At 67.4% G+C, this 22,473-nt stretch carries 22 protein-coding genes and 2 pseudogenes; 16 read left to right on the top strand and 8 right to left on the bottom strand.

Features of this window, described 5'->3' with window-relative positions:
• Window positions 1–64 precede the first annotated feature (64 nt).
• From DQP57_RS01115 to DQP57_RS01095, 5 genes are all read left to right on the top strand, one after another.
• Window positions 65–484 carry a lipoprotein LpqH gene (locus DQP57_RS01115; RefSeq protein ID WP_112630931.1) on the top strand — a complete coding sequence of 140 codons (420 nt, stop codon included), beginning with the start codon at window positions 65–67 and terminating at the stop codon, window positions 482–484.
• Between the two features lie 88 nt (window positions 485–572).
• Window positions 573–1,763, top strand: a complete 1,191-nt coding sequence (locus DQP57_RS01110) for an amidohydrolase family protein (protein ID WP_112630929.1) — start codon at window positions 573–575, stop codon at window positions 1,761–1,763.
• A gap of 35 nt (window positions 1,764–1,798) precedes the next feature.
• Window positions 1,799–3,202 carry a FadD3 family acyl-CoA ligase gene (locus DQP57_RS01105; protein ID WP_240631641.1) on the top strand — a complete coding sequence of 468 codons (1,404 nt, stop codon included), beginning with the start codon at window positions 1,799–1,801 and terminating at the stop codon, window positions 3,200–3,202.
• The gene (locus DQP57_RS01100) at window positions 3,199–3,816 is read left to right on the top strand and encodes a fatty-acid--CoA ligase (RefSeq protein ID WP_112630925.1); all 618 of its coding nucleotides are present in this window, start codon (window positions 3,199–3,201) and stop codon (window positions 3,814–3,816) included. Before DQP57_RS01105 ends, DQP57_RS01100 begins: the two co-directional genes overlap by 4 nt.
• Window positions 3,817–3,835: 19 nt before the next feature.
• Window positions 3,836–4,021, top strand: coding sequence for a (2Fe-2S)-binding protein (locus DQP57_RS01095; protein WP_112630923.1), 186 nt, complete (start codon window positions 3,836–3,838; stop codon window positions 4,019–4,021).
• Window positions 4,022–4,025: 4 nt separating this feature from the next.
• Here DQP57_RS01095 and DQP57_RS01090 read toward each other — a convergent pair whose 3' ends face one another.
• Window positions 4,026–5,711, bottom strand: a complete 1,686-nt coding sequence (locus DQP57_RS01090) for an alpha-keto acid decarboxylase family protein (protein ID WP_112631222.1) — start codon at window positions 5,709–5,711, stop codon at window positions 4,026–4,028.
• A 67-nt stretch (window positions 5,712–5,778) separates the two neighbouring features.
• Here DQP57_RS01090 and DQP57_RS01085 point away from each other — a divergent pair, with 67 nt between their 5' ends.
• Genes DQP57_RS01085 through DQP57_RS01070 form a run of 4 tightly spaced genes read left to right on the top strand, consistent with a single transcriptional unit; the run spans window position 5,779 to window position 8,297 of the window.
• Window positions 5,779–6,222 carry an SRPBCC family protein gene (locus DQP57_RS01085; RefSeq protein WP_112630921.1) on the top strand — a complete coding sequence of 148 codons (444 nt, stop codon included), beginning with the start codon at window positions 5,779–5,781 and terminating at the stop codon, window positions 6,220–6,222.
• A 5-nt stretch (window positions 6,223–6,227) separates the two neighbouring features.
• Window positions 6,228–7,304: a CaiB/BaiF CoA transferase family protein gene (locus DQP57_RS01080; protein WP_112630919.1), complete on the top strand. Its 1,077-nt coding sequence runs from the start codon at window positions 6,228–6,230 to the stop codon at window positions 7,302–7,304.
• Between the two features lie 58 nt (window positions 7,305–7,362).
• Window positions 7,363–7,818 (top strand): SRPBCC family protein, encoded by a 456-nt coding sequence (locus DQP57_RS01075; RefSeq protein ID WP_112630917.1) that lies wholly within the window; start codon window positions 7,363–7,365, stop codon window positions 7,816–7,818.
• A 38-nt stretch (window positions 7,819–7,856) separates the two neighbouring features.
• Window positions 7,857–8,297 (top strand): SRPBCC family protein, encoded by a 441-nt coding sequence (locus DQP57_RS01070; protein WP_112630915.1) that lies wholly within the window; start codon window positions 7,857–7,859, stop codon window positions 8,295–8,297.
• Here DQP57_RS01070 and DQP57_RS01065 read toward each other — a convergent pair.
• The gene (locus DQP57_RS01065; RefSeq protein ID WP_112630914.1) at window positions 8,294–9,475 is read right to left on the bottom strand and encodes a pyridoxal phosphate-dependent aminotransferase; all 1,182 of its coding nucleotides are present in this window, start codon (window positions 9,473–9,475) and stop codon (window positions 8,294–8,296) included. The two genes, DQP57_RS01070 and DQP57_RS01065, sit on opposite strands and share 4 nt — an antisense overlap.
• A gap of 282 nt (window positions 9,476–9,757) precedes the next feature.
• Here DQP57_RS01065 and DQP57_RS01060 point away from each other — a divergent pair, with 282 nt between their 5' ends.
• Both DQP57_RS01060 and DQP57_RS01055 read left to right on the top strand, forming a co-directional pair.
• Complete coding sequence (locus DQP57_RS01060) at window positions 9,758–10,969, top strand: acetyl-CoA C-acetyltransferase (RefSeq protein ID WP_112630912.1); 1,212 nt, start codon at window positions 9,758–9,760, stop codon at window positions 10,967–10,969.
• Window positions 10,970–10,973: 4 nt separating this feature from the next.
• The gene (locus DQP57_RS01055) at window positions 10,974–13,127 is read left to right on the top strand and encodes a 3-hydroxyacyl-CoA dehydrogenase NAD-binding domain-containing protein (RefSeq protein ID WP_112630910.1); all 2,154 of its coding nucleotides are present in this window, start codon (window positions 10,974–10,976) and stop codon (window positions 13,125–13,127) included.
• A gap of 68 nt (window positions 13,128–13,195) precedes the next feature.
• On the opposite strand, the gene DQP57_RS01050 is transcribed toward DQP57_RS01055, so the two are convergent.
• The 3 genes from DQP57_RS01050 to DQP57_RS01040 are packed head-to-tail and all read right to left on the bottom strand — an operon-like array spanning window position 13,196 to window position 15,968.
• Window positions 13,196–13,801: a class I SAM-dependent methyltransferase gene (locus DQP57_RS01050; RefSeq protein WP_112630908.1), complete on the bottom strand. Its 606-nt coding sequence runs from the start codon at window positions 13,799–13,801 to the stop codon at window positions 13,196–13,198.
• A 31-nt stretch (window positions 13,802–13,832) separates the two neighbouring features.
• Window positions 13,833–14,699, bottom strand: coding sequence for an LLM class F420-dependent oxidoreductase (locus DQP57_RS01045; protein ID WP_112630906.1), 867 nt, complete (start codon window positions 14,697–14,699; stop codon window positions 13,833–13,835).
• A gap of 60 nt (window positions 14,700–14,759) precedes the next feature.
• Window positions 14,760–15,968, bottom strand: coding sequence for an FAD-dependent monooxygenase (locus tag DQP57_RS01040; protein WP_112630904.1), 1,209 nt, complete (start codon window positions 15,966–15,968; stop codon window positions 14,760–14,762).
• Between the two features lie 78 nt (window positions 15,969–16,046).
• On the opposite strand from DQP57_RS01040, the gene DQP57_RS01035 reads away from it, so the two are divergent.
• Together DQP57_RS01035 and DQP57_RS01030 are read left to right on the top strand one after the other, a co-directional pair.
• The gene (locus tag DQP57_RS01035) at window positions 16,047–16,583 is read left to right on the top strand and encodes a TetR/AcrR family transcriptional regulator (RefSeq protein ID WP_112630902.1); all 537 of its coding nucleotides are present in this window, start codon (window positions 16,047–16,049) and stop codon (window positions 16,581–16,583) included.
• A gap of 29 nt (window positions 16,584–16,612) precedes the next feature.
• Complete coding sequence (locus DQP57_RS01030; protein ID WP_112630900.1) at window positions 16,613–17,602, top strand: LLM class F420-dependent oxidoreductase; 990 nt, start codon at window positions 16,613–16,615, stop codon at window positions 17,600–17,602.
• Between the two features lie 4 nt (window positions 17,603–17,606).
• Here DQP57_RS01030 and DQP57_RS01025 read toward each other — a convergent pair whose 3' ends face one another.
• Window positions 17,607–17,900 carry a putative quinol monooxygenase gene (locus DQP57_RS01025; protein ID WP_112630898.1) on the bottom strand — a complete coding sequence of 98 codons (294 nt, stop codon included), beginning with the start codon at window positions 17,898–17,900 and terminating at the stop codon, window positions 17,607–17,609.
• 130 nt (window positions 17,901–18,030) lie between these two features.
• Between DQP57_RS01025 and DQP57_RS01020 the strand changes: the two genes are divergently transcribed.
• The 3 genes and pseudogenes from DQP57_RS01020 to DQP57_RS01015 all read left to right on the top strand — a co-directional run bounded on the left by DQP57_RS01020 (window position 18,031) and on the right by DQP57_RS01015 (window position 19,724).
• A complete protein-coding gene (locus tag DQP57_RS01020) occupies window positions 18,031–18,456 on the top strand; it encodes a Zn-ribbon domain-containing OB-fold protein (protein WP_112630896.1) in 426 nt (141 codons plus the stop codon).
• Window positions 18,457–18,555 (top strand): annotated as a pseudogene (locus DQP57_RS27060) (hypothetical protein); the annotation flags it as partial.
• Window positions 18,556–18,578: 23 nt separating this feature from the next.
• Entirely contained in the window at window positions 18,579–19,724 is a 1,146-nt protein-coding gene (locus DQP57_RS01015; RefSeq protein ID WP_112630894.1) for a thiolase family protein, read from the top strand.
• On the opposite strand, the gene DQP57_RS01010 is transcribed toward DQP57_RS01015, so the two are convergent.
• Complete coding sequence (locus DQP57_RS01010) at window positions 19,721–21,370, bottom strand: DNA repair helicase XPB (RefSeq protein WP_112630892.1); 1,650 nt, start codon at window positions 21,368–21,370, stop codon at window positions 19,721–19,723. The two genes, DQP57_RS01015 and DQP57_RS01010, sit on opposite strands and share 4 nt — an antisense overlap.
• Window positions 21,371–21,411: 41 nt before the next feature.
• A pseudogene (locus DQP57_RS01005) lies at window positions 21,412–22,434 on the bottom strand (helicase-associated domain-containing protein); the annotation flags it as partial.
• Between the last annotated feature and the right edge of the window lie 39 nt (window positions 22,435–22,473).

The following is a 22,473-nucleotide window of genomic DNA, read 5'->3' as shown; positions in this document are numbered from 1 at the left end:
CTGGCGAGAATAACATCATCACTGCAGGCTCAAGAACTTCGCCGGCGAGGATGGAGGTGACTCGATGCGGAACCAAATCGTCGTCGCTGCTGCGGTCCTGACCGTCACTTTGGTCGGGGCGTGCGCGTCGAAACCGCCGACCCAGCTCGCCAGCACGGCATCGGTCACCGTGAACGGTAACGACCGGACGTTCCACCTTGTCAAGTGCGGCCAACGCGAATGGACTCGCACGATCGACATCGGTAGCGATTTCGCCGGCGCCAAGCTCATCGTCGACGAAAGCGCGCAGCCGGCGATCGTGGAGTCGCTGCGCATTCAGAACCTGGGTGGCTTCAGCGGGATGTTCTCCCGGGGCGGCGATGGCATGGCCGACATGAGCATGACCGGCGACAACTTCACCGTCAGTGGCACCGCCAACGGCTACAAGACCGATAAGCCCAGTGAACCGGCCACCGCCACCTACAAGATCCACGTGTCGTGCTGACCGCGTCGAACCGCGGTTCGGCGGGGCCCACGTTGCGGTTCGGCGCCTGTAGAGAATAGTATTCTCACAAATCAAGAAGGAGGATTCCATGGGTCAGTTGTCCCACAAGGTGGACGTTCCGTTCCCGATCTTTGACGCCGATAACCATCTCTACGAGCCGCCGGAGGCGCTGACCAAGTTCCTGCCCAAGGAGTACAAGGACTACGTCCAGTACGTGCAGATCAACGGTCGCACCAAGATCGCCATCCGCGGCCAGATCAGCAACTACATTCCGAACCCGACCTTCGAGGTCGTCGCCCGGCCGGGCGCCTGGGAGGAGTACTTCAAGTACGGCAACCCGGACGGCAAGAGCAAGCGCGAGCTGTTCGGCGAGCCGATGCGCGCGATCCCGGCGTTCTTCGAGCCCGGCCCACGCTTGGAGACGATGAACGAGCTGGGCCTGGACAAGACGTTGATGTTCCCGACCTTGGCCAGCCTCCTCGAGGAGCGGCTGCGCGACGACCCGGTCGCCATCCACGTCCTGGTGCACGCGCTGAACGAGTGGCTGGACGAGGTCTGGGGCTTCAACTACCAGAACCGCATCTTCACCACGCCCGTCATCACCCTGCCGATCGTGGAGAAGGCAATCGAGGAGCTGGAATGGGCGGTCAAGCGTGGCGCCCGCGCCATCCTGGTCCGCCCGGCTCCGGTCCCCGGCTTCCGCGGTCCGCGGTCGTTCGCGGTGCCCGAGTTCGACCCGTTCTGGGAACGGGTCGTCGAGCACGACGTGCTGGTCGGCATGCACTCTTCGGACAGCGGCTACTCCCGGTACACCTCCGAGTGGGACGGCGCGGACCAGGAGATGCTGCCGTTCCAGACCAACGCGATGGGCATCCTCAACGAGTGGCGGCCGATCCAGGATTCGGTGGGGTCGTGGGTGATTCACGGCGCGCTCTACCGTCACCCGAAGCTGAAGGTTGCGATCGTCGAGGCCGGTTCGAAGTGGATGACGCCGCTGCTCGACGGCCTGGCCGAGGTGTTCCGCAAAGCCCCGGAGGCGTTCCCGAGCGACCCGGTCGAGATGGTCAAGAGCCGGATTCACGTCAGCCCGTTCTTCGAGGACGGCATCGACGATCTGGTCAACCTGGTCGGTGTGGATCAGGTGCTCTACGGCTCGGACTGGCCGCACCCCGAGGGGCTGGCGGAGCCGACCTACTACATCGAGGCGCTGTCGCACCTGTCGGTGGACGATCAGGCAAAGATCATGGGTGGCAACCTCGGTCGGCTCGTCACGGTGTGACGCCGGCCAACCAACCTTGGCAGACCATCCCCGAGATGGTCTTGAGCGCAGCGGACCGCTTCGGCGATGCGGAAGCCGTCGTCGACGGTCCGCTGCGTTTGACCTTCAAACAGGTCGTCGACCGAATCCGGTGCGCCGCTGGGGCTTTCGCCGACCTCGGCATCGAAAAGGGTGACCGCGTCGCGATCTGGGCACCGAATTCGGCCGAATGGATCATCGCGGCGTTCGGGCTGCTCACCGCGGGCGGTGTGCTGGTCCCGGTCAACACGCGGTTCAAGACCGACGAGGCCGGCGACATCATCGGGCGCGCCAAGGTGAAGGCCGTCCTGGTCCAGAAGGGTTTTCTGGACCAGGACTACACCGCTCCCGCGGGGGTGCCGGTCATCGACCTGAAGTCCGACTTCCTGTCCAGCGGTTCGCCGTTCGAGCGGCCGGTGGACGGCACCGATACCTCGGACATCATCTTCACCTCGGGCACGACCGGGCGTCCCAAGGGCGCGATGCTCAATCACGGTCAGACGCTGCGCATGTACGAGGAGTGGGCGACGCTCGCCGACCTGCGCGAGGGCGACCGCTATTTGCAGATCAACCCGTACTTCCACACGTTCGGGCTCAAGGCCGGCCTGGTCACGTCGTTCCTGCGCGGTGCGACCATGCTGCCGGTCGCGGTGTTCGACGTCGACACCGTGGTGAATCTCATTGAACGCGAACGCATCACGATGCTTCCCGGGCCGCCGACGCTGTATCACTCGCTGTTGACGGTGAGCGACAAGTCCAAGCTGTCGACGTTGCGTGCGGGGGTGACCGGCGCCGCCGACATCCCCGTCGAGCTGGTGCGGCGCATCCACGACGAGCTGCCGTTCCAGACGCTGATGACCGGTTACGGGCTCACCGAGGCCGGCAACGTCACGCTGTCGCTGCCCGGCGATTCCTTCGAGGATGTGGCCACCACCGCGGGCGTGCCGTGCGACGGGGTCGAGGTGCGTATCGCCGACGACGGCGAGGTGCTGGTCCGCGGCTACGGGGTCATGCAGGGGTATCTCGACGAACCGGAGGCCACCGCCCAGGCGATCGACGGCGAGCGATGGCTGCACACCGGCGATCTGGGCGAATTCACCCCCGCCGGTCGGCTGCGCATCGTCGGCCGGAAAAAGGACATGTTCATCGTCGGTGGATTCAATGCCTACCCGGCCGAGATCGAGGGCTTCCTGCTCAACCACCCGGCCGTCGTGCAGGCGGCCGTCATCGGTGTCCCCGATGAGCGGATGGGCCAGGTGGGCAAGGCTTTCGTGGTCCGTAACGCCGACGTCAGCGCCGAAGAGTTGATCGGCTGGTGCCGGGACCGGATGGCCGGGTTCAAAGTGCCGCGCGCGGTACAGTTCCTTGATTCACTTCCACTCAACGCCACGGGGAAAGTGATGAAGGACCAACTGCGATGAACAACGGCGACATTCATTCGATGGTGATCGCGTCGGACTATCGCGTCCCCGATCCGACCCGGGTGTGGCCGCTGCTGGAACGCAATAAGGCCGCCCTGGCCGACATCGGCGCGCACCACGTGCTGGTCTACACCTCGACCCATGACCACGGCCGGGTGTTGGTGATGATCGGCGTCCACAGCCGTGAGCCGATCGTGGAGCTGTTGCGCTCCCGGGTCTTCTTCGACTGGTTCGACGAGGCCGGCGTCGAAGACATCCCCGCGGTCTTCGCCGGCGAGATCGTCGACCGGTTCATCGCGCAGCCACCGAAAACCCCCGCGGCGCCGGGCGTCGTGGTGGCCGCCATCGCGTCGGTCAACGACGTGTCCCTGCTGACCTCCGAGGTCGGCACCGCGATCGACAGGTTCACCACCGCAGGAATCCGAAAGACGTGGGTATTCCAGGCTTTTGACGACGATCACGAGGTGCTGATCCTGCAGGAGTTTCCCGACGAGGACAGCGCGCGGCGCTGGATCGACCACCCCGATGCCGCGGCGCAATGGATGTCCGGGGCGGGCATCGGCGCGTACCCGCCGCTGTTCGTCGGCCGATTCTTCGACATGATGCGCATCTAGGCGGACTGAGGATCCGCCGGTGTTCGTATGCCTGTGTAACGGTGTCACCAGTCAAACCGTGTGCGAAGCGGTGGAAAGCGGCGCGTCGACCACCAAGGAGGTCGCCCAGGCCTGCGGGGCGGGCGCCGACTGTGGTCGGTGCCGCCGCACGGTGCAGGCCATCCTGCGATCATCCAGCCCGCAGCGATCACCCAACTCGCGCTAGATCCTCAACGGCGCGGGCTGCCGTCCGGTGACGTCGGTTGGACGAGTTCGACCAGCAGATTGGGGATTTCGAGCCGCGGCAACACCACCTCGATGAACACCATGCGGTCCTGGTGGTCCGCGGCGGCGGTCAGGGCGTCGTCGAGCTCGCCGTAGGTCTGGACCCGGAACGCCAGATGGTCGATGACGCCCAGCGCTCGGGGAACGTCCGTCCACTTCCAGCTCACGATGTCGTTGTACGGCGCGGTCTCGCCGTGGATCGCCCGCTCGACGGTGTAGCCGTCGTTGTTGACCACCACGATGACGGGGGACAGGCCCTCACGCGAGAAGGTGCCGAGCTCCTGGACCGTCAGCTGCGCGGCGCCGTCCCCAATGAGCAGCACCGTCCTGCGGTCCGGATGCGCCACGGCCGCCCCAACCGCGGCGGGCAACGTGTAACCGATTGAGCCCCATAGCGGTTGACCGATGAAGGTCACTCCCTGCGGCAGCCGGTGGTCGGCCATGCCGTAGAAGGAGGTGCCCTGGTCGGCAAGCACCACGTTGCCCGGGGTGAGGGCCACACACAGGCGGTCCCACAGCATCTTCTGGGTCAGCGGCTGCTCGGGCGGTGGCGGCGGCGGCAGCGGTTCGGCCGGCGGCGCTTCCACCGGTGGCGACGAGGCGCCGCGCCGGACCAGGATGGTGGCCAGCGCCTCCAACGCCGCGCCCATCTCCAAGGGCGCGAAGACTTCCCCGGCGACACTGCTCTGATACTGGCCGACATCGATGGTCCGGGCCGGGTCGATGCGCTGGCTGAAAAAGCCGCTGACCATGTCGGTGAACACCACGCCCGCGGTGACCAACACGGGCGCCTCTTCGATCGCGGTGCGCACCGCCGGAGCGCTGGCGGACCCGGCGTAGATGCCCAGGTAGTGGGGTGAGCTCTCGTCGAGCAGGCTCTTTCCCCACATCAACGTGGCGTGCGGCACCACGTCGGCGTCCAGCAGCGCCTCGAGTTCCTTGATCGCCTGCAGCCGGTGCACCAGCAAGTCGGCGAGCACGGTGAGCTGGTGGTCGCCGATGAGTTCGGTCGCGGCCTCGACGAACATCGTCAGCGCGCGGGGACTGGTGCCACCGGTGTAGCGGGGCAACGGCGCCTCGGGCGGCTCGGTGGGGAAGCGGGCCACGTCGGTGGACAACAGGATGTATCCGGGGCGCTTCTGTTCGCGCACCTCGGACAGCACCCGGTCGATCTCGCGGCGGGCGGTCGCGGGCATGAGATTCGCTTGTGCGCAGGTGATTTCGCGGCTGATGCGGAAGAAGTGCTCGAAGTCCCCGTCGCCGAGCGAATGGTGCAGTGCGCGGCGAGTGCCCTGGGCGTCCTTGGACGGGCCGCCGACGATGTGCACGACGGGCACCTGCTCGGCGTAGCTGCCCGCGACCGCGTTGGCCGCGGAGAGCTCGCCGACGCCGAATGTCGTTACCAAAGCCGACATTCCGCGCAACCGGCCATATCCGTCGGCGGCATAGCCGGCGTTCAGCTCGTTGGCGTTGCCGACCCAGCGGATACTGGGGTGGGCGATGATGTGGTCGAGGAATTCGAGGTTGTAATCGCCGGGAACGCCGAAGATCTCCGAGACGCCGAGTTCGGCGAGACGGTCCAACAGGTAGTCACCGACGGTGTAGGCGGTATCGGTCGCGGCATCAATCACAGGCACGACGGTACGCCCGAAGTCCAATCCGTTCCGGGTGAGACGCCAGGCCAGTATCGTGCGGGCCATGGCACTCAAAGAATCCCGCGACATCGTCATCGAAGCCTCGCCCGACGAGATTCTGGACGTCATCGCCGACTTCGAAGCGATGCCCGAATGGTCGGAGCCTCATCAGAGTGCGGAGATCCTCGACACCGGCGACGACGGGCGCCCCCGCCAAGTGAAGATGAAGGTCAAGGTCGCCGGGATCACCGACGAGCAGGTGATCGCGTACACGTGGGGCGACAACGTGGTGAGCTGGAAGCTGGTCAGCTCCTCGCAGCAGAAGGCGCAGGACGGGAAGTACACCCTGGTGCCGCAAGGTGACGGGACCCTGGTCAAGTTCGAGCTGCTGGCCGACCCGAACGTGCCGCTGCCCGGTTTCGTGCTCAAGCGCGCCGTGAAGGGGACCATCGATTCGGCGACCAAGGCGCTGCGCGACCGGGTGCTTCAGGTGAAGAAGGGTAAGTAGCCGCCGTGAGCGGTGGTCCGCTGGCGGGGGTGAAAGTCATCGAACTCGGCGGCATCGGACCGGGTCCGCACGCGGGCATGCTGCTCGCCGATCTGGGTGCCGACGTGGTGCGGGTGCGCCGGCCCGGCGGGCTCACCATGCCGGCCGAGGATCGCGACCTGCTGCACCGCGGCAAGCGAACCGTCGACCTGAACGTCAAGACGCAGCCGCAGGCGCTGCTTGGCCTGGCCGCCAAGGCCGACGTGCTGCTGGACTGCTTTCGGCCCGGGACCTGCGAGCGACTGGGCATCGGGCCCGACGACTGCGCGGCGGTCAACCCGCGGCTGATCTACGCGCGGATGACCGGCTGGGGACAGGACGGGCCGCTGGCGCCGACCGCCGGTCATGACATCAACTATCTGGCGCAGACCGGTGCGCTGTCGGCGCTGGGCCACGCCGACCGGCCACCGATGCCGCCGCTGAACCTGGTCGCCGATTTCGGCGGCGGCTCGATGCTGGTGGTGATCGGCATCGCGGTCGCCCTCTACGAACGCGAACGCTCGGGGGCGGGGCAGGTGATCGACGCGGCGATGGTCGACGGTGTCAGCCTGCTGGCCCAGATGATGTGGACGATGAAGTCCACTGGGGCACTGCGCGACCGGCGCGAGTCGTTTCTGCTCGACGGGGGCGCCCCGTTCTACGGCTGCTACGAGACCGCCGACGGTAAGTATGTCGCCGTCGGCGCCATCGAGCCGCAATTCTTCGCCGCGTTGCTCGACGGGCTCGGCCTGTCGCCCGACGACGTGCCCGCCCAACACGACAGAGCTTCCTACTCGCGGATGCGCGACATCTTCGCCCAGCGGTTCGCCGGTCGCACCCGCGACGAATGGGCACAGACGTTCGCCGGCACCGACGCGTGCGTCACCGCGGTGCTGACGTGGAGCGAGGCCGCCACCGACGAGCACCTGCGGGCGCGGTCCACGGTGATCACCGCCCACGGCGCCGACCAGGCCGCACCCGCCCCGCGCTTTTCGCGGACCCCGGCCGGACCGGTCGGGAGGCCGCCGGTTTCGGCCACGCCGCTCAACGAAATCAACTGGTAGGAAACTCTTTACGCCGAATCCGTCCGTGTCGGGGTCGGCGTTGCTAAGTTGATCTTCAGTGGCCGTAAAAGCATCACGGGAATTCGTTGTCAACGCGCCGCCAGAAGTGGTGATGGAGGCGCTGACAGATGTTGGCGTCCTCTCATCGTGGTCGCCGCTGCACAAACACATCGAAGTGATCGACCGCTATCCCGACGGCCGGCCCCACCACGTCAAGACCACCATCAAGATTCTCGGGCTGGTCGACAAAGAGATCCTGGAATATCACTGGGGCCCCGATTGGGTTGTCTATGACGCCAAGGGGACCTCCCAGCAGCACGGGCAGCACGTCGAGTACACCCTCAAACCCGAAGGGATCGACCAGACCCTGGTGCGCTTCGACGTCACCGTCGAACCCGGCCGTCCCATGCCCTCGTTCATCGTGCGGCGGGCCGCCGAGAGCGTTCTCGACGCCTCGATGAAGGGGTTGCGCGACCTGGTGGCACGCCACACGGGTTCCCCCGGGTCGGAATAGCCTTCGCGGGTGGCCGCGCTGGCGTTAACTTAGTAGTAGTGGCCGTTCAAGCATCGTCGGAGATCGTCATCGACGCGCCTCCGGAAGTCATCATGGAGGCGCTCGCCGATATGGATGCGGTGCCCTCCTGGTCGTCGGTCCACAAGCGGGTCGAGGTCGTCGACAAGCATCCCGACGGGCGCCCCCATCACGTGAAGGTCACGATCGCGGTGACCGGCATCCACGACACGGAATTGCTCGAATACCATTGGGGCCCAGACTGGATGGTGTGGGACGCCAAGAAGACGGCGCAGCAGCACGGTCAGCACGGCGAGTACAACCTGAGCCGGTTGGGCGTCGACAAGACCAGGGTGCGCTTCACCATCACCGTCGAACCGTGGGCGCCGCTCCCGGAGTTCTGGATCGCCCGGGCCCGCAAGAAAATCCTTCACTCCGCGCTGGAGGGCCTGCGCAAGCGGGTGATGGGGATGGCGGGCTAGCCGGTTTCTTCCAGGGCGCCCAGCCGCTTGATCGCCTCGTCGAGGGTGTCGTCGCGTTTGCAGAAGGTGAAGCGCACCAGGTGATTCCACACGTCGGCCGGACCGCTCGTGGTGGCCGGGTCGCAGAACGCCGACATCGGGATCGCGGCAACGCCAACCTTCTCCGGTAGCACCGCACAGAACTCACCGCTGTCGTCGTATCCGAGCGGACGCGGATCGGCGCACAGGAAGTACGTGCCGGCGCTGGCGTGCACCTCGAACCCGACGTCGATCAGCCCGGCGGCCAGACGATCGCGTCTGGCCTGCAGCGTGGCACGCAGGTCGTCCACCCACGCGTCCTGTGTTTCCAGGGCCAGAGCCACCGCAGGCTGGAAGGGCGCACCGCCGACATAGCTCAGATACTGTTTGGCCGCGCGCATCCCGGCGATGAGAGGTGCTGGGCCGCAAGCCCATCCGATCTTCCAGCCGGTGCAGTTGAACATCTTGGCCGCGCTGGAGATGGTGATCGTGCGCTCGGCCATGCCGTCGAATCCAGCCAGCGGCACGTGCCGGCGGCCGTCGAACACCAGGTGCTCGTAGACCTCATCGGTGATCACCAGCAGGTCGGCCGCGACCGCCACCTCGGCAATGGCGGCCAACTCGTCGGCGCTCAGCACCGTGCCGGTCGGGTTGTGCGGGGAGTTGACGATCAGTGCGCGGGTCCGTGGGGTGACCGCCCGGCGCAGCGCGTCGGCGTCCAGGGCGAAGCCCCGACCGTGGGGGACCAGGGGCACCGCCACCCGTTGCGCGGAGGCCATCGCCACCACCGGCGAGTAGGAGTCGTAGAACGGCTCGATCAGCAGCACCTCGGAGCCCGGTTCGACCAGGCCGATCACCGCCGAGGCGATGGCCTCTGTCGCCCCGACCGTCACCAGCACCTCGGTGTCGGGGTCGTAGTCGATGCCGTAGCGGCGCCGACGCTGCGCGGCGATGGCGTGGCGCAGCGGCGCGATGCCGATGCCCGGGGGGTACTGGTTGACGCCGTCGGCGATGGCCTCCTGCGCGGCCTTGAGCATGGCCGGGGGCCCGTCCTCGTCGGGGAACCCCTGACCCAGGTTCACCGCTCCGATCCGCGCGGCCAGCGCCGACATCTCGGCGAACACCGTGGTCGCGTAGGGCCGCAGCCGCTCCACCGTCATGGTGGTCGAGCTTAGGCGTGGCATGCCACGGCGAGCGCCGCGACGTCTTGCCGGCCCGGTGTGAAGTTAGGCGCACACTCGCCGCCGAGCGTGAAGGTAATTTCTCGCTCGCCCACGGGCGGGCGGCGATCCGCCAACCGAACGCGTGGCGTCCGTCACAAGGCACCCCTGAGCTGGGCGGATCTGCTCAACCAACAGGTTGGCCGGGGGGCCTGTTAGGGTGGGGCGGAATCTAGTCTCGGAGACGGATTCGAACCCTATTCGTCAGAACAGGAAGTCGTCATGTCCGAAGAAGCTTTTATCTATGAGGCCATCCGCACCCCGCGGGGCAAGCAGCGCAACGGTTCGCTGAACGAGGTCAAGCCGCTCAACCTGGTCGTGGGCCTGGTGGACGAGCTGCGCCGGCGTTTCCCCGACCTGGACGAGAACCTGATCAGCGACATGATCCTGGGTGTGGTGTCCCCGGTCGGTGACCAGGGCGGCGACATCGCCCGCACCGCCGTGCTGGCCGCCGGGCTGCCCGAGACCACCGGCGGCGTGCAGCTCAACCGGTTCTGCGCCTCCGGCCTCGAGGCCGTCAACACCGCCGCCCAGAAGGTGCGGTCCGGCTGGGACGACCTGGTGCTGGCCGGCGGTGTCGAGTCAATGAGCCGGGTCCCGATGGGCTCCGACGGCGGCGCCTGGGCGACCGACCCCGAGACCAACTACCAGATCGGCTTCGTGCCGCAGGGCATCGGCGCCGACCTGATCGCCACCATCGAGGGCTTCTCCCGTGACGACGTCGACGCCTACGCGCTGCGCTCGCAGGAGAAGGCCGCCGCGGCCTGGTCGGGCGGCTACTTCGCCAAGTCGGTCGTGCCGGTGCGCGACCAGAACGGGCTGGTCATCCTCGACCACGACGAGCACATGCGGCCCGACACCACGCTCGAGGGCCTGGGCAAGCTCAAGACCGCGTTCGACGGCATCGGCGAGATGGGCGGCTTCGACGACGTCGCGCTCACCAAGTACCACCGGGTCGAGAAGATCAACCACGTCCACACCGGCGGCAACAGCTCGGGCATCGTGGACGGCGCCGCGCTGGTGCTGGTCGGTTCGGAGGCCGCGGGCAAGTCGCAGGGCCTGACGCCGCGGGCCCGCATCGTGGCCACCGCCACCAGCGGCTCGGACCCGGTCATCATGCTGACCGGCCCGACCCCGGCCACGCGCAAGGTGCTCGACCGCGCGGGCCTGACGATCGACGACATCGATCTCTTCGAGCTGAACGAGGCGTTCGCGTCGGTGGTGCTGAAGTTCCAGAAGGACCTCAACATCCCGGACGAGAAGCTGAACGTCAACGGTGGCGCCATCGCGATGGGCCACCCGCTGGGCGCCACCGGCGCCATGATCACCGGCACCATGGTCGACGAGCTCGAGCGCCGCAACGCGCGTCGCGCGCTGATCACGCTGTGCATCGGCGGCGGCATGGGCGTCGCCACCATCATCGAGAGGGTTTAAGACCATGGCAGAGAACACCATTCAGTGGGACAAGGACGACGACGGCATCGTCACCCTGACCCTGGACGACCCCACCGGGTCGGCCAACGTGATGAACGAGCACTACAGCGAGTCGATGCACAACGCTGTGGAACGCCTTGTCGCCGAGAAGGATTCGATCACCGGCGTGGTGATCACCAGCGCGAAGAAGACCTTCTTCGCCGGCGGTGACCTGAAGGGCATGATCAACCTCGGCCCGGAGAACGCCGGGGAGGCGTTCGACACCGTCGAGTCGGTCAAGCGTGACCTGCGTGCGCTCGAGACGCTGGGCAAGCCGGTGGTGGCCGCCATCAACGGCGCGGCGCTGGGCGGAGGCCTCGAAATCGCGCTGGCCTGTCACCACCGCATCGCGGCCGACGTCAAGGGCAGCGTCCTGGGCCTGCCCGAGGTGACGCTGGGCCTGCTGCCCGGCGGCGGCGGGGTGACCCGCACCGTGCGGATGTTCGGCATCCAGAACGCCTTTATGAACATCCTGTCGCAGGGCACCCGCTTCAAGCCGGCCAAGGCCAAGGAAATCGGCCTGGTCGACGAGCTCGTCGGCTCGGTGGACGAACTGGTGCCGAGCGCGAAGGCCTGGATAAAAGAGGTCAAGGACAACCCGGACTCTTTTACACAGCCCTGGGACAAAAAGGGTTACAAGATGCCCGGCGGCACCCCGTCCAGCCCCGCGCTGGCCGGCATCCTGCCGTCGTTCCCGGCGTTGCTCAAGAAGCAGCTCAAGGGCGCACCGATGCCGGCGCCGCGCGCCATCCTGGACGCGGCCGTCGAGGGCGCGCAGGTGGACTTCGACACCGCCAGCCGCATCGAGAGCCGGTACTTCACGCAGCTGGTCACCGGCCAGGTCGCCAAGAACATGATCCAGGCGTTCTTCTTCGACCTGCAGCACATCAACGGCGGCGGGTCGCGGCCGGACGGCATCGAGCCGGTCAAGATCAACAAGATCGGTGTGCTGGGTGCGGGCATGATGGGCGCCGGTATCGCCTACGTGTCGGCCAAGGCCGGCTTCGAGGTGGTGCTCAAGGACGTCAGCCTCGAGGCCGCCGAAAAGGGCAAGGGCTACTCGGAAAAGCTTGAGGCCAAGGCACTTCAGCGTGGCAAGACCACCGAGGAGAAGAGCAAGGCGCTGCTGGACCGAATCACGCCTGCCGCCGACCCGGAGGCCTTCAAGGGCGTCGACTTCGTGATCGAGGCGGTGTTCGAGAACCAGGAACTCAAGCACAAGGTGTTTCAGGAGATCGAGGACATCGTCGAGCCCAACGCGCTGCTGGGATCGAACACCTCGACGCTGCCCATCACCGGTCTGGCGACCGGCGTCAAGCGCCAAGAGGACTTCATCGGGATTCACTTCTTCTCGCCGGTCGACAAGATGCCGTTGGTCGAAATCATCAGGGGCGAAAAGACTTCCGACGAGGCGCTGGCCCGGGTGTTCGACTACACGCTGGCCATCGGCAAGACCCCGATCGTCGTCAACGACAGCCGCGGCTTCTTCACCAGCCGCGTCATCGGCACGTTCGTCAACGAGGCGCTCGCGATGCTCGGTGAGGGCGTGGAGCCGGCCAGCGTCGAGCACGCCGGCAGCCAGGCCGGCTACCCGGCACCGCCGCTGCAGCTGTCCGACGAGCTCAACCTCGAGCTGATGCACAAGATCGCCACGGCCACCCGCAAGGGCGTCGAGGACGCCGGCGGCACCTACGAGCCGCACCCGGCCGAGGCCGTCGTCGAGAAGATGATCGAGCTGGGCCGCCCGTCGCGGTTGAAGGGCGCGGGCTTCTACGAGTACGCCGACGGCAAGCGCACCCGGCTGTGGCCGGGCCTGCGCGAGACGTTCAAGTCCGGCAGCGCCGATATCCCGTTGCAGGACATGATCGATCGGATGCTGTTCGCCGAGGCGCTGGAAACCCAGAAATGCCTCGACGAGGGCGTGCTGACGTCGACCGCCGACGCCAACATCGGGTCGATCATGGGCATCGGGTTCCCGCCGTACACCGGTGGTAGCGCCCAGTTCATCGTCGGCTACTCCGGTGCGCACGGCATCGGCAAGGAAGCGTTCGTGGCCCGGGCCAAGGAACTGGCCGAGCGGTACGGCGACCGATTCCTGCCGCCTGCATCGCTCACCTAACTACCGCGAGCAGACATAAAAACCCCCGCACGCACGGCGTGTCGGGGGTTTTTACGTCTGCTCACCGGTCAGGGGCGCCGTTGGAACAGGTAGTACCACGCCGGCGTCTTCTCGGCGCGGTCCAGCTCGCGTTCCGCGCCGGCGGACAACAGCGTCCAGCCTTGCGCGAAGCGGCGTTCCATCTCGGCGCGGTCGACCCCGCGCACCCCGACCCGGCCGCCGGGCACGAACGCGACGATCAGCAGCCGCGCGCCGGGCGCCGCCAGGGCGGTGATCTCGCGGACGTAGGCGTCGCGATCCGCGTCGCTCATGTTGTGCAGGCACCCGTTGTCGACGATCAACTCGAAGTTCGCGCCGATGCCGGTCCGGCTCAGCTGCGTGACGTCGGCCTGGACGAAGTCGACGGCGGCGCCCGCCGCGTGTGCCTTGGCGCGGGCACGCTCGAGCGGCTTGGCCACGAAGTCGACCGCGGTGACCTTCCAGCCGTGTTGGGCGAGATAGATCGAGCAGTCACCGGTGCCGCAGCCGACCTCCAGGGCCGACCCCGCGGGAAGGGCGGCGGCGTTCGGGGTTCCCTCGACGAGATCGCGCACGCTCTGTGCGAGCGGATGGCCATCCCACGGGGTGAAACCGACGCGGTAAAAGATCCGAAACAACGTCTGTTTGGAGGCCATAGCTCACCCTAGGCCGCGTCGCGGCGGCCGGTCACCCCTCCCGGGAGGCGGCGGCGATTCGGCGCCATTCCTCACGCGGGAACGCGCGAGGATCGGCCCGCAGCACTTGGACGCAGACGTGGTCGGCGCCCGCGGAACGATGCTCGGCGACGCGGCGCATGACGGCCTCTTCATCGCCCCACGCGATGATCGCGTCGAAGAGCCGATCGCTCACCTGCGATAGGTCCTCCTCGGAGAAGCCGCTGCGCAGCAGGTTGTTGGCGTAGTTGGGCAACGCCAAATACGATCGCAGCCAATCGGTTCCGATCTGGCGGGCCTCCTCGGCGCTGTCGGTCAGGATCACCGTCTGTTCGGGCAGCAGCAGCGGCCCGCCCCCCAGCGTCGCGCGGGCGGACGCGGTGTGCTCGGGCGTGACCAGGTATGGGTGGGCGCCGCCGGCCCGGGTCGCGGCCAGCGTCAGCATCTTGGGGCCGAGCGCGGCAAGAACCCGGCGTTCGATGGGAACCGGCCGCAGCGCGGCATCCAGGCCGTCCAGGAACGACGCCGTCGCCGCCAGCGGTTTGCGGTAGCGACCGGGTTGGCCGGCGTCGATCAGCGGCGCGTGGCTGACGCCGATTCCCAGCAGGAACCGGTCACCGTGTTCGGCGGTCAGGGTCGCGTAGGACTCGGCGACCTCGGACGGCGAATGCATCCACAGGTTCAGGATTCCGGTGGCGATCACGGTCCGCTTGGTCGCGCCGAGCAGATGACCCACCGCGTCGAACACCGGGCCGCCGACGTCGGGTATCCACAGCGCCGGGAAGCCCAGTTCGTCGAGTTCCGCTGCGGCGTCGGAGGATTCGGCGGGGTCGCCGTAGCGCAGTTGACTGCTCCAGATTCCCACCCCGGTCAGTTTCATGTGCAGCCTTCCCGTCGTGGCGCGCGGTGGCTCGCGCCCGCCGCTCTACGCAACATGCTGTCAGACGTCACCGAAGGCGTACTCGGGGACCGGCATCGAGTCGTGCATCCGCACGCCCTTGGTGTTCAGCTTCGCCAAGGACCGCGACAGCGATCCCGGCATCGCCGAGACCAGTTGGGCCCCACGGGTCAACGCCCACAGGCCGATTCGCGAACCGGGGATGACGCCCTTGGCCGCCCCGCGGGCAAAGGACCGGCTGCGGTGCACCGGTTCACGCATGCGGAGTTCGTAAGCGGCGAAGGCGCGCAGGTGGTCGCCCTCCGCCTCGGCGAGCTCGCCGGCCAGCACGTAGGCCCCGAGCACGGCGAGGCTGGTGCTGCCGCCCACCGCGGGGCCCGGGCAGTATCCGGCGTCCCCGACCAGGGTGACCCGGCGGCGCGACCACCGGTCGGTGCGCAGCTGGGTGATGGAGTCGAAGTAGAAGGTGGGCGTGCGCTCCAGCTCACCCAGCCAGCCGTCCACCTGGTCGTGCATCCCGGTGAACGCGTCCCGCAGTAATCGCTTCTGGCGCAACGCATCGTGATGGTCGTAGTCCAATTCCGCCTTGCTGCGGAACATGAACACCGCGCGGGCGTCGTCCAGGTGGTCGGCGGTGTAGATGCCGGCGAAGCGGCTGACCCCCACGTGGGCGACCATTTCGCCGGGCGCCACCAGCGACTTGGGCGCCGAGACCACCGACAGGTAGCCGCCGAGGAAGCGGGTCAGGTCCGCGTCGTCGCCGAAGGTCAGGCGCCGCACATTGGAGTGCAGGCCGTCGGCGCCCACGATCACGTCGAACGTGCGCGCCGGGCCGTGCTCGAAGGTCACGGTGCCGTCGTGCTCGATCCCGGTGATCGAATCACCGAACAGATACTCGACGTCGTCGCGCGCGGCGTCGTAGTAGATCTCGCTGAGGTCGTCGCGCATGATTTCCACGTGCCGGTCGGAGGTGGCCGCGTAGATCTTGGTGAGGTCGATCCGGCTGGGCTTCGACCGGCCTTCCCGGTGCAGCGTCAGTCGGTCCGTTCCGGTGGCGCGCGCCTCGATGCGCGGCAGGACACGCATCTTCGCCGAGATCTCCATTGCGGGACGGAACAAGTCCACGGCGTGGCCACCGGTTTTGCGCAGCGTCGGTGCGCGCTCGACCACGGTGACGTCGAAGCCGTACCGGGTCAGCCAGTACGCCAGGACCGGGCCGGCGATGCTGGCACCGGAGATGAGTATCCGCATGGCGCCTCCCACACTTACTTAACGTTCGGTAAGCGTAGCATCCCACTTACCTATCGGTAAGTCAGATAAGCTCGTGGGGTGAGCAGGCCCCGGTCGGACACCCGCGAGCGCATCCAAGAGGTCGCCCGCGAGCTGTTTTTGCAGCGCGGCGTGCAGCGCACCAGCCTGCAGGACATCGCGAATCAGCTGGGCATCACCAAACCCGCGCTGTATTACCACTTTCCGTCCCGCGAGGATCTGGTGCGCAGCATCCTGGTGCCGCTGATCGACGAGGGTGAGCGGTTCGTCGCCGACCACGAGGGCCGCGGTGACAACGACGTTCGCGAATTGCTCGAGGGCTATTTCGACCTCCACTACCGGCACCGCCGGGACCTGGTGCTGTTGTTGACCGAGCTGTCGACGCTGATCGACCTCGACCTCATCGACACCGTGCTGGCCTGGCGTGAGCGGCTGGCCAGGCTGGTGTTCGGGAATAAGCCGACGCTCGCGCAATCCACGCGGGCGGTGGTCGCGTTCGGCGGCCTGCAGGACTGTTGCGTGCAGTTCCCCGATGCCCCGCACAAGGAGCTGCGCGAGAAGTCGGTCGCGGCCGCGCTCGACGCGCTGGGCGGGTGAGGCGGGAGGGCTGCGGCTACAGTCCGGGTATGCGCTTTGGTCTCTTCATCCCGCAGGGCTGGCGAATGGATCTGGTCGGCATCGAACCCGAAAATCATTGGGCGGTGATGCGCGACCTGGCCGACCACGCGGACAGGGGCAGGTGGGACTCGCTGTGGGTCTACGACCATTTCCACACCGTGCCCGTGCCGACCGGGGAAGCCACACACGAGGCCTGGTCACTGATGGCCGCCTATGCGGCCACCACGTCGCGGATCAAACTGGGCCAGATGTGTACGGCGATGAGCTATCGCAACCCCGTCTATCTCGCCAAGGTCGCCGCGACGGCCGACATCATCTCGGGTGGGCGCATTCAGATGGGCATCGGTGGCGGCTGGTACGAGCACGAATGGCGCGCCTACGGATACGGATTCCCCTCGGCGGGTGTGCGATTGGGCCGCCTGGACGAGGGCGTGCAGATCATGCGCGGTGCCTGGCGCGACGGCAAGGTCAGCTTCGACGGCAGGCACTACCAGGTCGAGGGCGCGATTGTTGCGCCTAAGCCCTTGCAGGGCAACGGGATTCCGCTGTGGATCGCCGGCGGTGGCGAAAAGGTGACGCTGCGGATCGCCGCCCGGTACGCGCAGTACACCAACTTCACTCCCGAGCCGGAGGCGTTCGCGCACAAGTCGGGCGTGCTGGCCGAGCACTGCCGCGACGTGGGCACCGACTTCGGCGCCATCGTGCGTTCGGTCAACGTCAACGCCATCGTGGGCGCGTCGGAGGCCGACGTCGAAGACCGGCTGCGGCGGGTCCGCGACCGCCTGGCCGGCTACGTCGGTGAGGCTTCGGCGGACGCGATGATCGCCGGGACCAGCGGCCCCGATTCGGCAACGGGCACACCGGAACAGGTCATCGAGCGGCTCACCAAGATCCGCGACCTCGGCTGCGAGTACGCGATCTGCTACTTCCCCGAGGCCGCCTATGACCGCTCGGGCATCGAGTTGTTCGAGCGTGAGGTCATGCCCGCGCTGAGTTAGCGCGTTACACGTCGCTGGTGAGGTACCTCGTCTTGGCCGGTGGCGCGGCGAGCAGCGGGGGAAGCTGCGTCAGCTTGCCCTCGCCGGCGCGGAAGGCGCGGTAGGCCTCGTCGTGCTCGACCGACTCCCAGATTTCGTAGATGAGCCAGTGCGCTTCGTCGTCCTCGTCGACGAGCACGTCGGTGCGCACGTTCCCGTCGAACGCCCGGGTGTCCTGTAGCGCCCGGCCCATCAGCTCGCGCCCCGCGGCGACCTCGTCGGGCTTGAATCGGAGCTCGAGTATCACCGTGACCGTCATGCGCCCAACATATCGCTGCGCTTCAGCCCATCGACGTCCTCCCGAAGATGAGAATGCGGTTTCCACTTTTCGGAAAGCTGTTATACGGTTCAGTGAGCAATGTTCTGTGGCGGATTGTGGAGGATCCTCGATGCAGAAGGCACTCGACCCTGAGATCTCTACCTGGCCCGATGAGAGCCCGCAGCTGATCGGCAGCCGATGTGGCAGCTGCGAGGCGACCACCTTCCCGGTGCAGCAGTGGTGCCCGCGGTGCAGCGCCGGTGAGATGTCCGAGGTGCTGTTGCCCCGCCGCGGAACGCTGGTGGCGTGGACCACCCAGGGCTTCCCGCCCGGCGCCCCCTATGCCGGTCCGACCGGTAAGGACTTCGTGCCGTTCGGCGTGGGGTTGGTTCAGCTCGGCTTGGGAGAAGAAGCAGTCATCCGCGTCGAAGGCCGGCTGACCGAGAACGACCCGGCCAAGCTGCAGTTCGGCCAGGAAGTCGAGCTGACCATGGTGCCGTTCGCCACCGACGACGAGGGCGCCGAAATCATCACCTTCGCATTCCAGCCGGTCTGAGTGGCGATCGTGAGCGCGGCGCAGCCGGGCGAAGCGGGTCGCCACCATCAACCAGTGGCGATCGTGAGCGCGGCGCAGCCGGGCGAAGCGGGTCGCCACCATCGAACTCTGAGGAGCCTGAGATGACCAACGATGTCGCCATCATCGGCGTGGGCCTGCACCCTTTCGGCAGGTTCGACAAGACCGCGATGCAGATGGGCGCCGAGGCCGTCCAACTCGCCCTCAAAGACGCCGGCGTGGACTGGAAGGACATCCAATTCGGCTTCGGCGGCAGCTACGAAGTCTCCAATCCCGACGCGGTGACCCGGCTGGTCGGGCTGACCGGCATCACGTTCACCAACGTGTTCAACGCCTGCGCCACCGCGGCCAGCGCCATCCAGCAGACCGCCGACACCATCCGGCTGGGCAAGTACGACATCGGCATCGCCATCGGCCTCGACAAACACCCGCGCGGCGCCTTCACCGATGACCCCGCCAAGCTGGCGCTGCCGCAGTGGTACGCCAACAACGGCCAGTTCGTCACCACCAAGTTCTTCGGGATGAAGGCCAACAAGTACATCCACGACCACAACATCTCCCAGGAGACGCTGGCTCGGGTGGCCAACAAGAACTTCCGCAACGGCGCGCTGAACCCGAATGCGTTCCGGCGCAAGGAGATTTCCGTCGAGGAGATCCTCGCCTCGCCCGCGCTGAACTACCCGTTGACGCAGTACATGTTCTGCGCGCCCGACGAGGGCGCGGCCGCGGTCATCATGTGTCGCGCCGACATGGCCGAGAAGTTCACCGACAAGCCAGTCTATGTGCGCGCCTGCGAGATTCGGACCCGGCGCTTCGGCGCCTACGAGGTGCACGCCACGTCGGCGCCGCTGGACGAGGACGCCTCACCGACGGTCTACGCCGCCAAGGCCGCCTACGAGGCGGCGGGCATCGGTCCGGAGGACGTCGACATCGCCCAGTTGCAGGACACCGATGCCGGCGCCGAGGTGATTCACATGGCCGAGACGGGTCTGTGCGCGGACGGCGAGCAAGAAAAGCTGCTGGCCGACGGCGCCACCGAGATCCACGGCTCGATGCCGGTCAACACCGACGGCGGCCTGATCGCCAACGGCGAGCCGATCGGTGCGTCGGGCCTGCGGCAGATGCACGAGCTGGTGCGGCAGTTGCGTGGCGAGGCGGGGGAGCGCCAGGTACCGGGCAATCCGCGCGTCGGCCTGGCCCAGGTGTACGGCGCGCCCGGCACCGCGTCGGCGACCATCCTGTCGCGTTAAATCGCCGGACCCAGCAGGTCATCCGCGTCGCGGATGATGTAGCCGTAACCCTGCTCGGCCAGGAAGCGCTGCCGATGCGCGGCGTACTCGGCGTCCAGGCTGTCGCGCGCCACCACGGAATAGAAGATGGCACCCCCGCCGTCGGACTTGGGCCGCAACAGCCGCCCGAGCCGCTGCGCCTCCTCTTGGCGTGAGCCGAATGTCCCCGAGACCTGCACTGCCACAGAGGCTTCCGGTAAGTCGATGGAGAAGTTGGCGACTTTGGACACCACCAAGGTGGACAACTCGCCGCGGCGGAAGGCGTCGAACAGCTCTTCGCGTTCCTTGGTGCGGGTGGAACCCTGGATCACCGGGGCGTTGAGCTCCGCGCCGAGTTCGTCGAGCTGATCGAGGTAGGCGCCGATCACCAGCGTCTGCTCGCCGGGATGCTTGGCCAGGATCGACTTGACCACAGCGATTTTGGTGTGCACCGTCGAGCACAGCTTGTAGCGCTCTTCGGGTTCGGCGGTGGCGTAGAGCATCCGCTCGTTGTCGGTCATGGTGACCCGCACCTCGACGCACTCGGCCGGCGCGATCCACCCCTGCGCCTCGATGTCCTTCCATGGCGCGTCATAGCGTTTCGGGCCGATCAGGGAGAACACGTCCCCCTCGCGGCCGTCCTCGCGGACTAGCGTGGCGGTCAGCCCGAGGCGTCGCTTGGACTGCAGATCGGCGGTCATCCGGAACACTGGCGCCGGCAACAGGTGAACCTCGTCGTAGATGATCAGGCCCCAGTCGCGGCTGTCGAAGAGCTCGAGGTGCCGGTATTCGCCCTTGGTGCGGCGAGTGATCATCTGATAGGTCGAAATGGTGACCGGTCGGATCTCCTTGCGTTCGCCGGAGTATTCGCCGATCTCGTCCTCGGTGAGCGACGTGCGGGCGATCAGCTCGCGCTTCCATTGGCGCGCCGCGACGATGTTGGTGACCAGAATCAGTGTCGTCGCGCCGGCTTTCGCCATGGCGGCCGCGCCCACCAGCGTCTTGCCGGCGCCGCAGGGCAGCACCACCACGCCCGATCCGCCGGACCAGAACGAGTCGGTGGCCATCTGCTGATAGTCGCGCAGGTGCCAGCCGTCCTGGGCCAGGCTGATCGGGTGCGCTTCGCCGTCGACGTAGCCCGCGAGATCCTCGGCGGGCCAACCGATCTTGAGCAGCATCTGCTTGACCCGGCCGCGCTCGCTGGGGTGGACGATGACGGTGTCGTCGTCGATCCGGGCGCCGAGCATGGGGGCAATCTTCTTGTTGCGCAGCACCTCTTCGAGCACCGCGCGATCCAGGCTCACCAGCGTCAGACCGTGCGCGGGATTCTTCACCAGCTGCAGGCGGCCGTAGCGGGCCATGGTGTCGACGATGTCGACCAGCAGCGGCTGCGGCACCGCGTAGCGCGAGAAGCTGACCAGCGCGTCGACCACCTGCTCGGCGTCGTGGCCGGCCGCGCGGGCGTTCCACAGCGCCAGCGGCGTGATGCGGTAGGTGTGCACGTGTTCGGGCGCGCGTTCGAGCTCGGCGAACGGCGCGATGGCGGCGCGCGCCGCGCCTGCCAGCTCGTGGTCCACCTCGAGCAGCACCGTCTTGTCGGACTGCACGATCAACGGTCCGTCAGTCATCTAAGCGCCACTCCTCCTCCTCTGCGTGGGCATGCCACCCATTATCGAGCGGTGGCCGACACGACCGACGTGATGCGGTGGATGGCGAAGTCACGCAACCGGCCGGACGCGGAATCGAACGCCACCAACTGGCCGCCCTTGATGGTGATGGGCGACACCACGCGCTGGGTGGCCACCCCCGCCGCATCCAGATAACCGATGACCAGGGTCTCTTGTTCCCTGGCCGCGCGCTGCAGCTGCGTCATGGTGACCGCCGGGTCGACGCGGACGTTGCCGAACGGTGCGGCGGTCACCTTACGCAGCACCGCCACCACCGCGTGGAGGCTGTCGGTATTGGGGCGCCGGGCCGGGCGGTACGGCCGGCGTTGCTGCGGGGTGGCCACCCTGGCGCCACGCGGACGGACGTCGACGATGGCTCCAGAGGAGTCCTCGGCGGCCGGGGCGAACCCCGCGGCGCGCAACGCGGTGAGCACCTCGCCGATGGGCGCGGGCGACACCGCGACCGTCGGCGCCAGGGCCCGCAGCTGCACCTCTTCGGTCGCCGGAGCGGCCACTGCCTGGGCCAGCAGCGCTGGGTCCTCGCAGCGCACGAACGACGAGGCCATGCCGATCCGCAGCTGCCCGTGCCGTCGCGCGACGTCGTCGATCAAATAGGTGAGGCCTTGGGGCACCGGCGTTGTGGAATGGTTGGCGAACAGCGAATGCATCCAGTCGCGCGTCTTGCCGACATCGAGCGCGTGCCGGATCGACTGCTCGCTGACGCGGTACACCATTGCGGTGCCCGCGGATTCGACGGTGGCCACGACGGCGAGTTCCTCGGCCAGGTCGCGTTCCAGCGGCCCGGGCACGACCACCGTCAAATCCGCCTGCACCAGGAAGTGATCGACCGGTTTGGGCAGCGCCCGGTTCATCGCCTCAATGGCAAGCTGCGGATCGCCGTCGTCGTCGAGCAGCGCGCGGCCGGGCGTGCTGATCGCGCCGCGGCCCACCAGGCCCAGGGCGTTGCTCTCGGCGAGCAGATCCCCGACGGGCCCCGGCTGCAACCGCTTGGCCCAGCGCGGCCTGTTCGGCGGTCAGCTTGTGGTCCAGGTGCAGGCGGACGA

It is taken from the genome of Mycobacterium colombiense, assembly GCF_003284935.1.
Classification (GTDB): Bacteria; Actinomycetota; Actinomycetes; order Mycobacteriales; family Mycobacteriaceae; genus Mycobacterium; species Mycobacterium arosiense_A.
The sequence above is the reverse complement of the archived record's forward strand: the minus strand, read 5'-3'. Positions and strand labels throughout refer to the sequence as shown.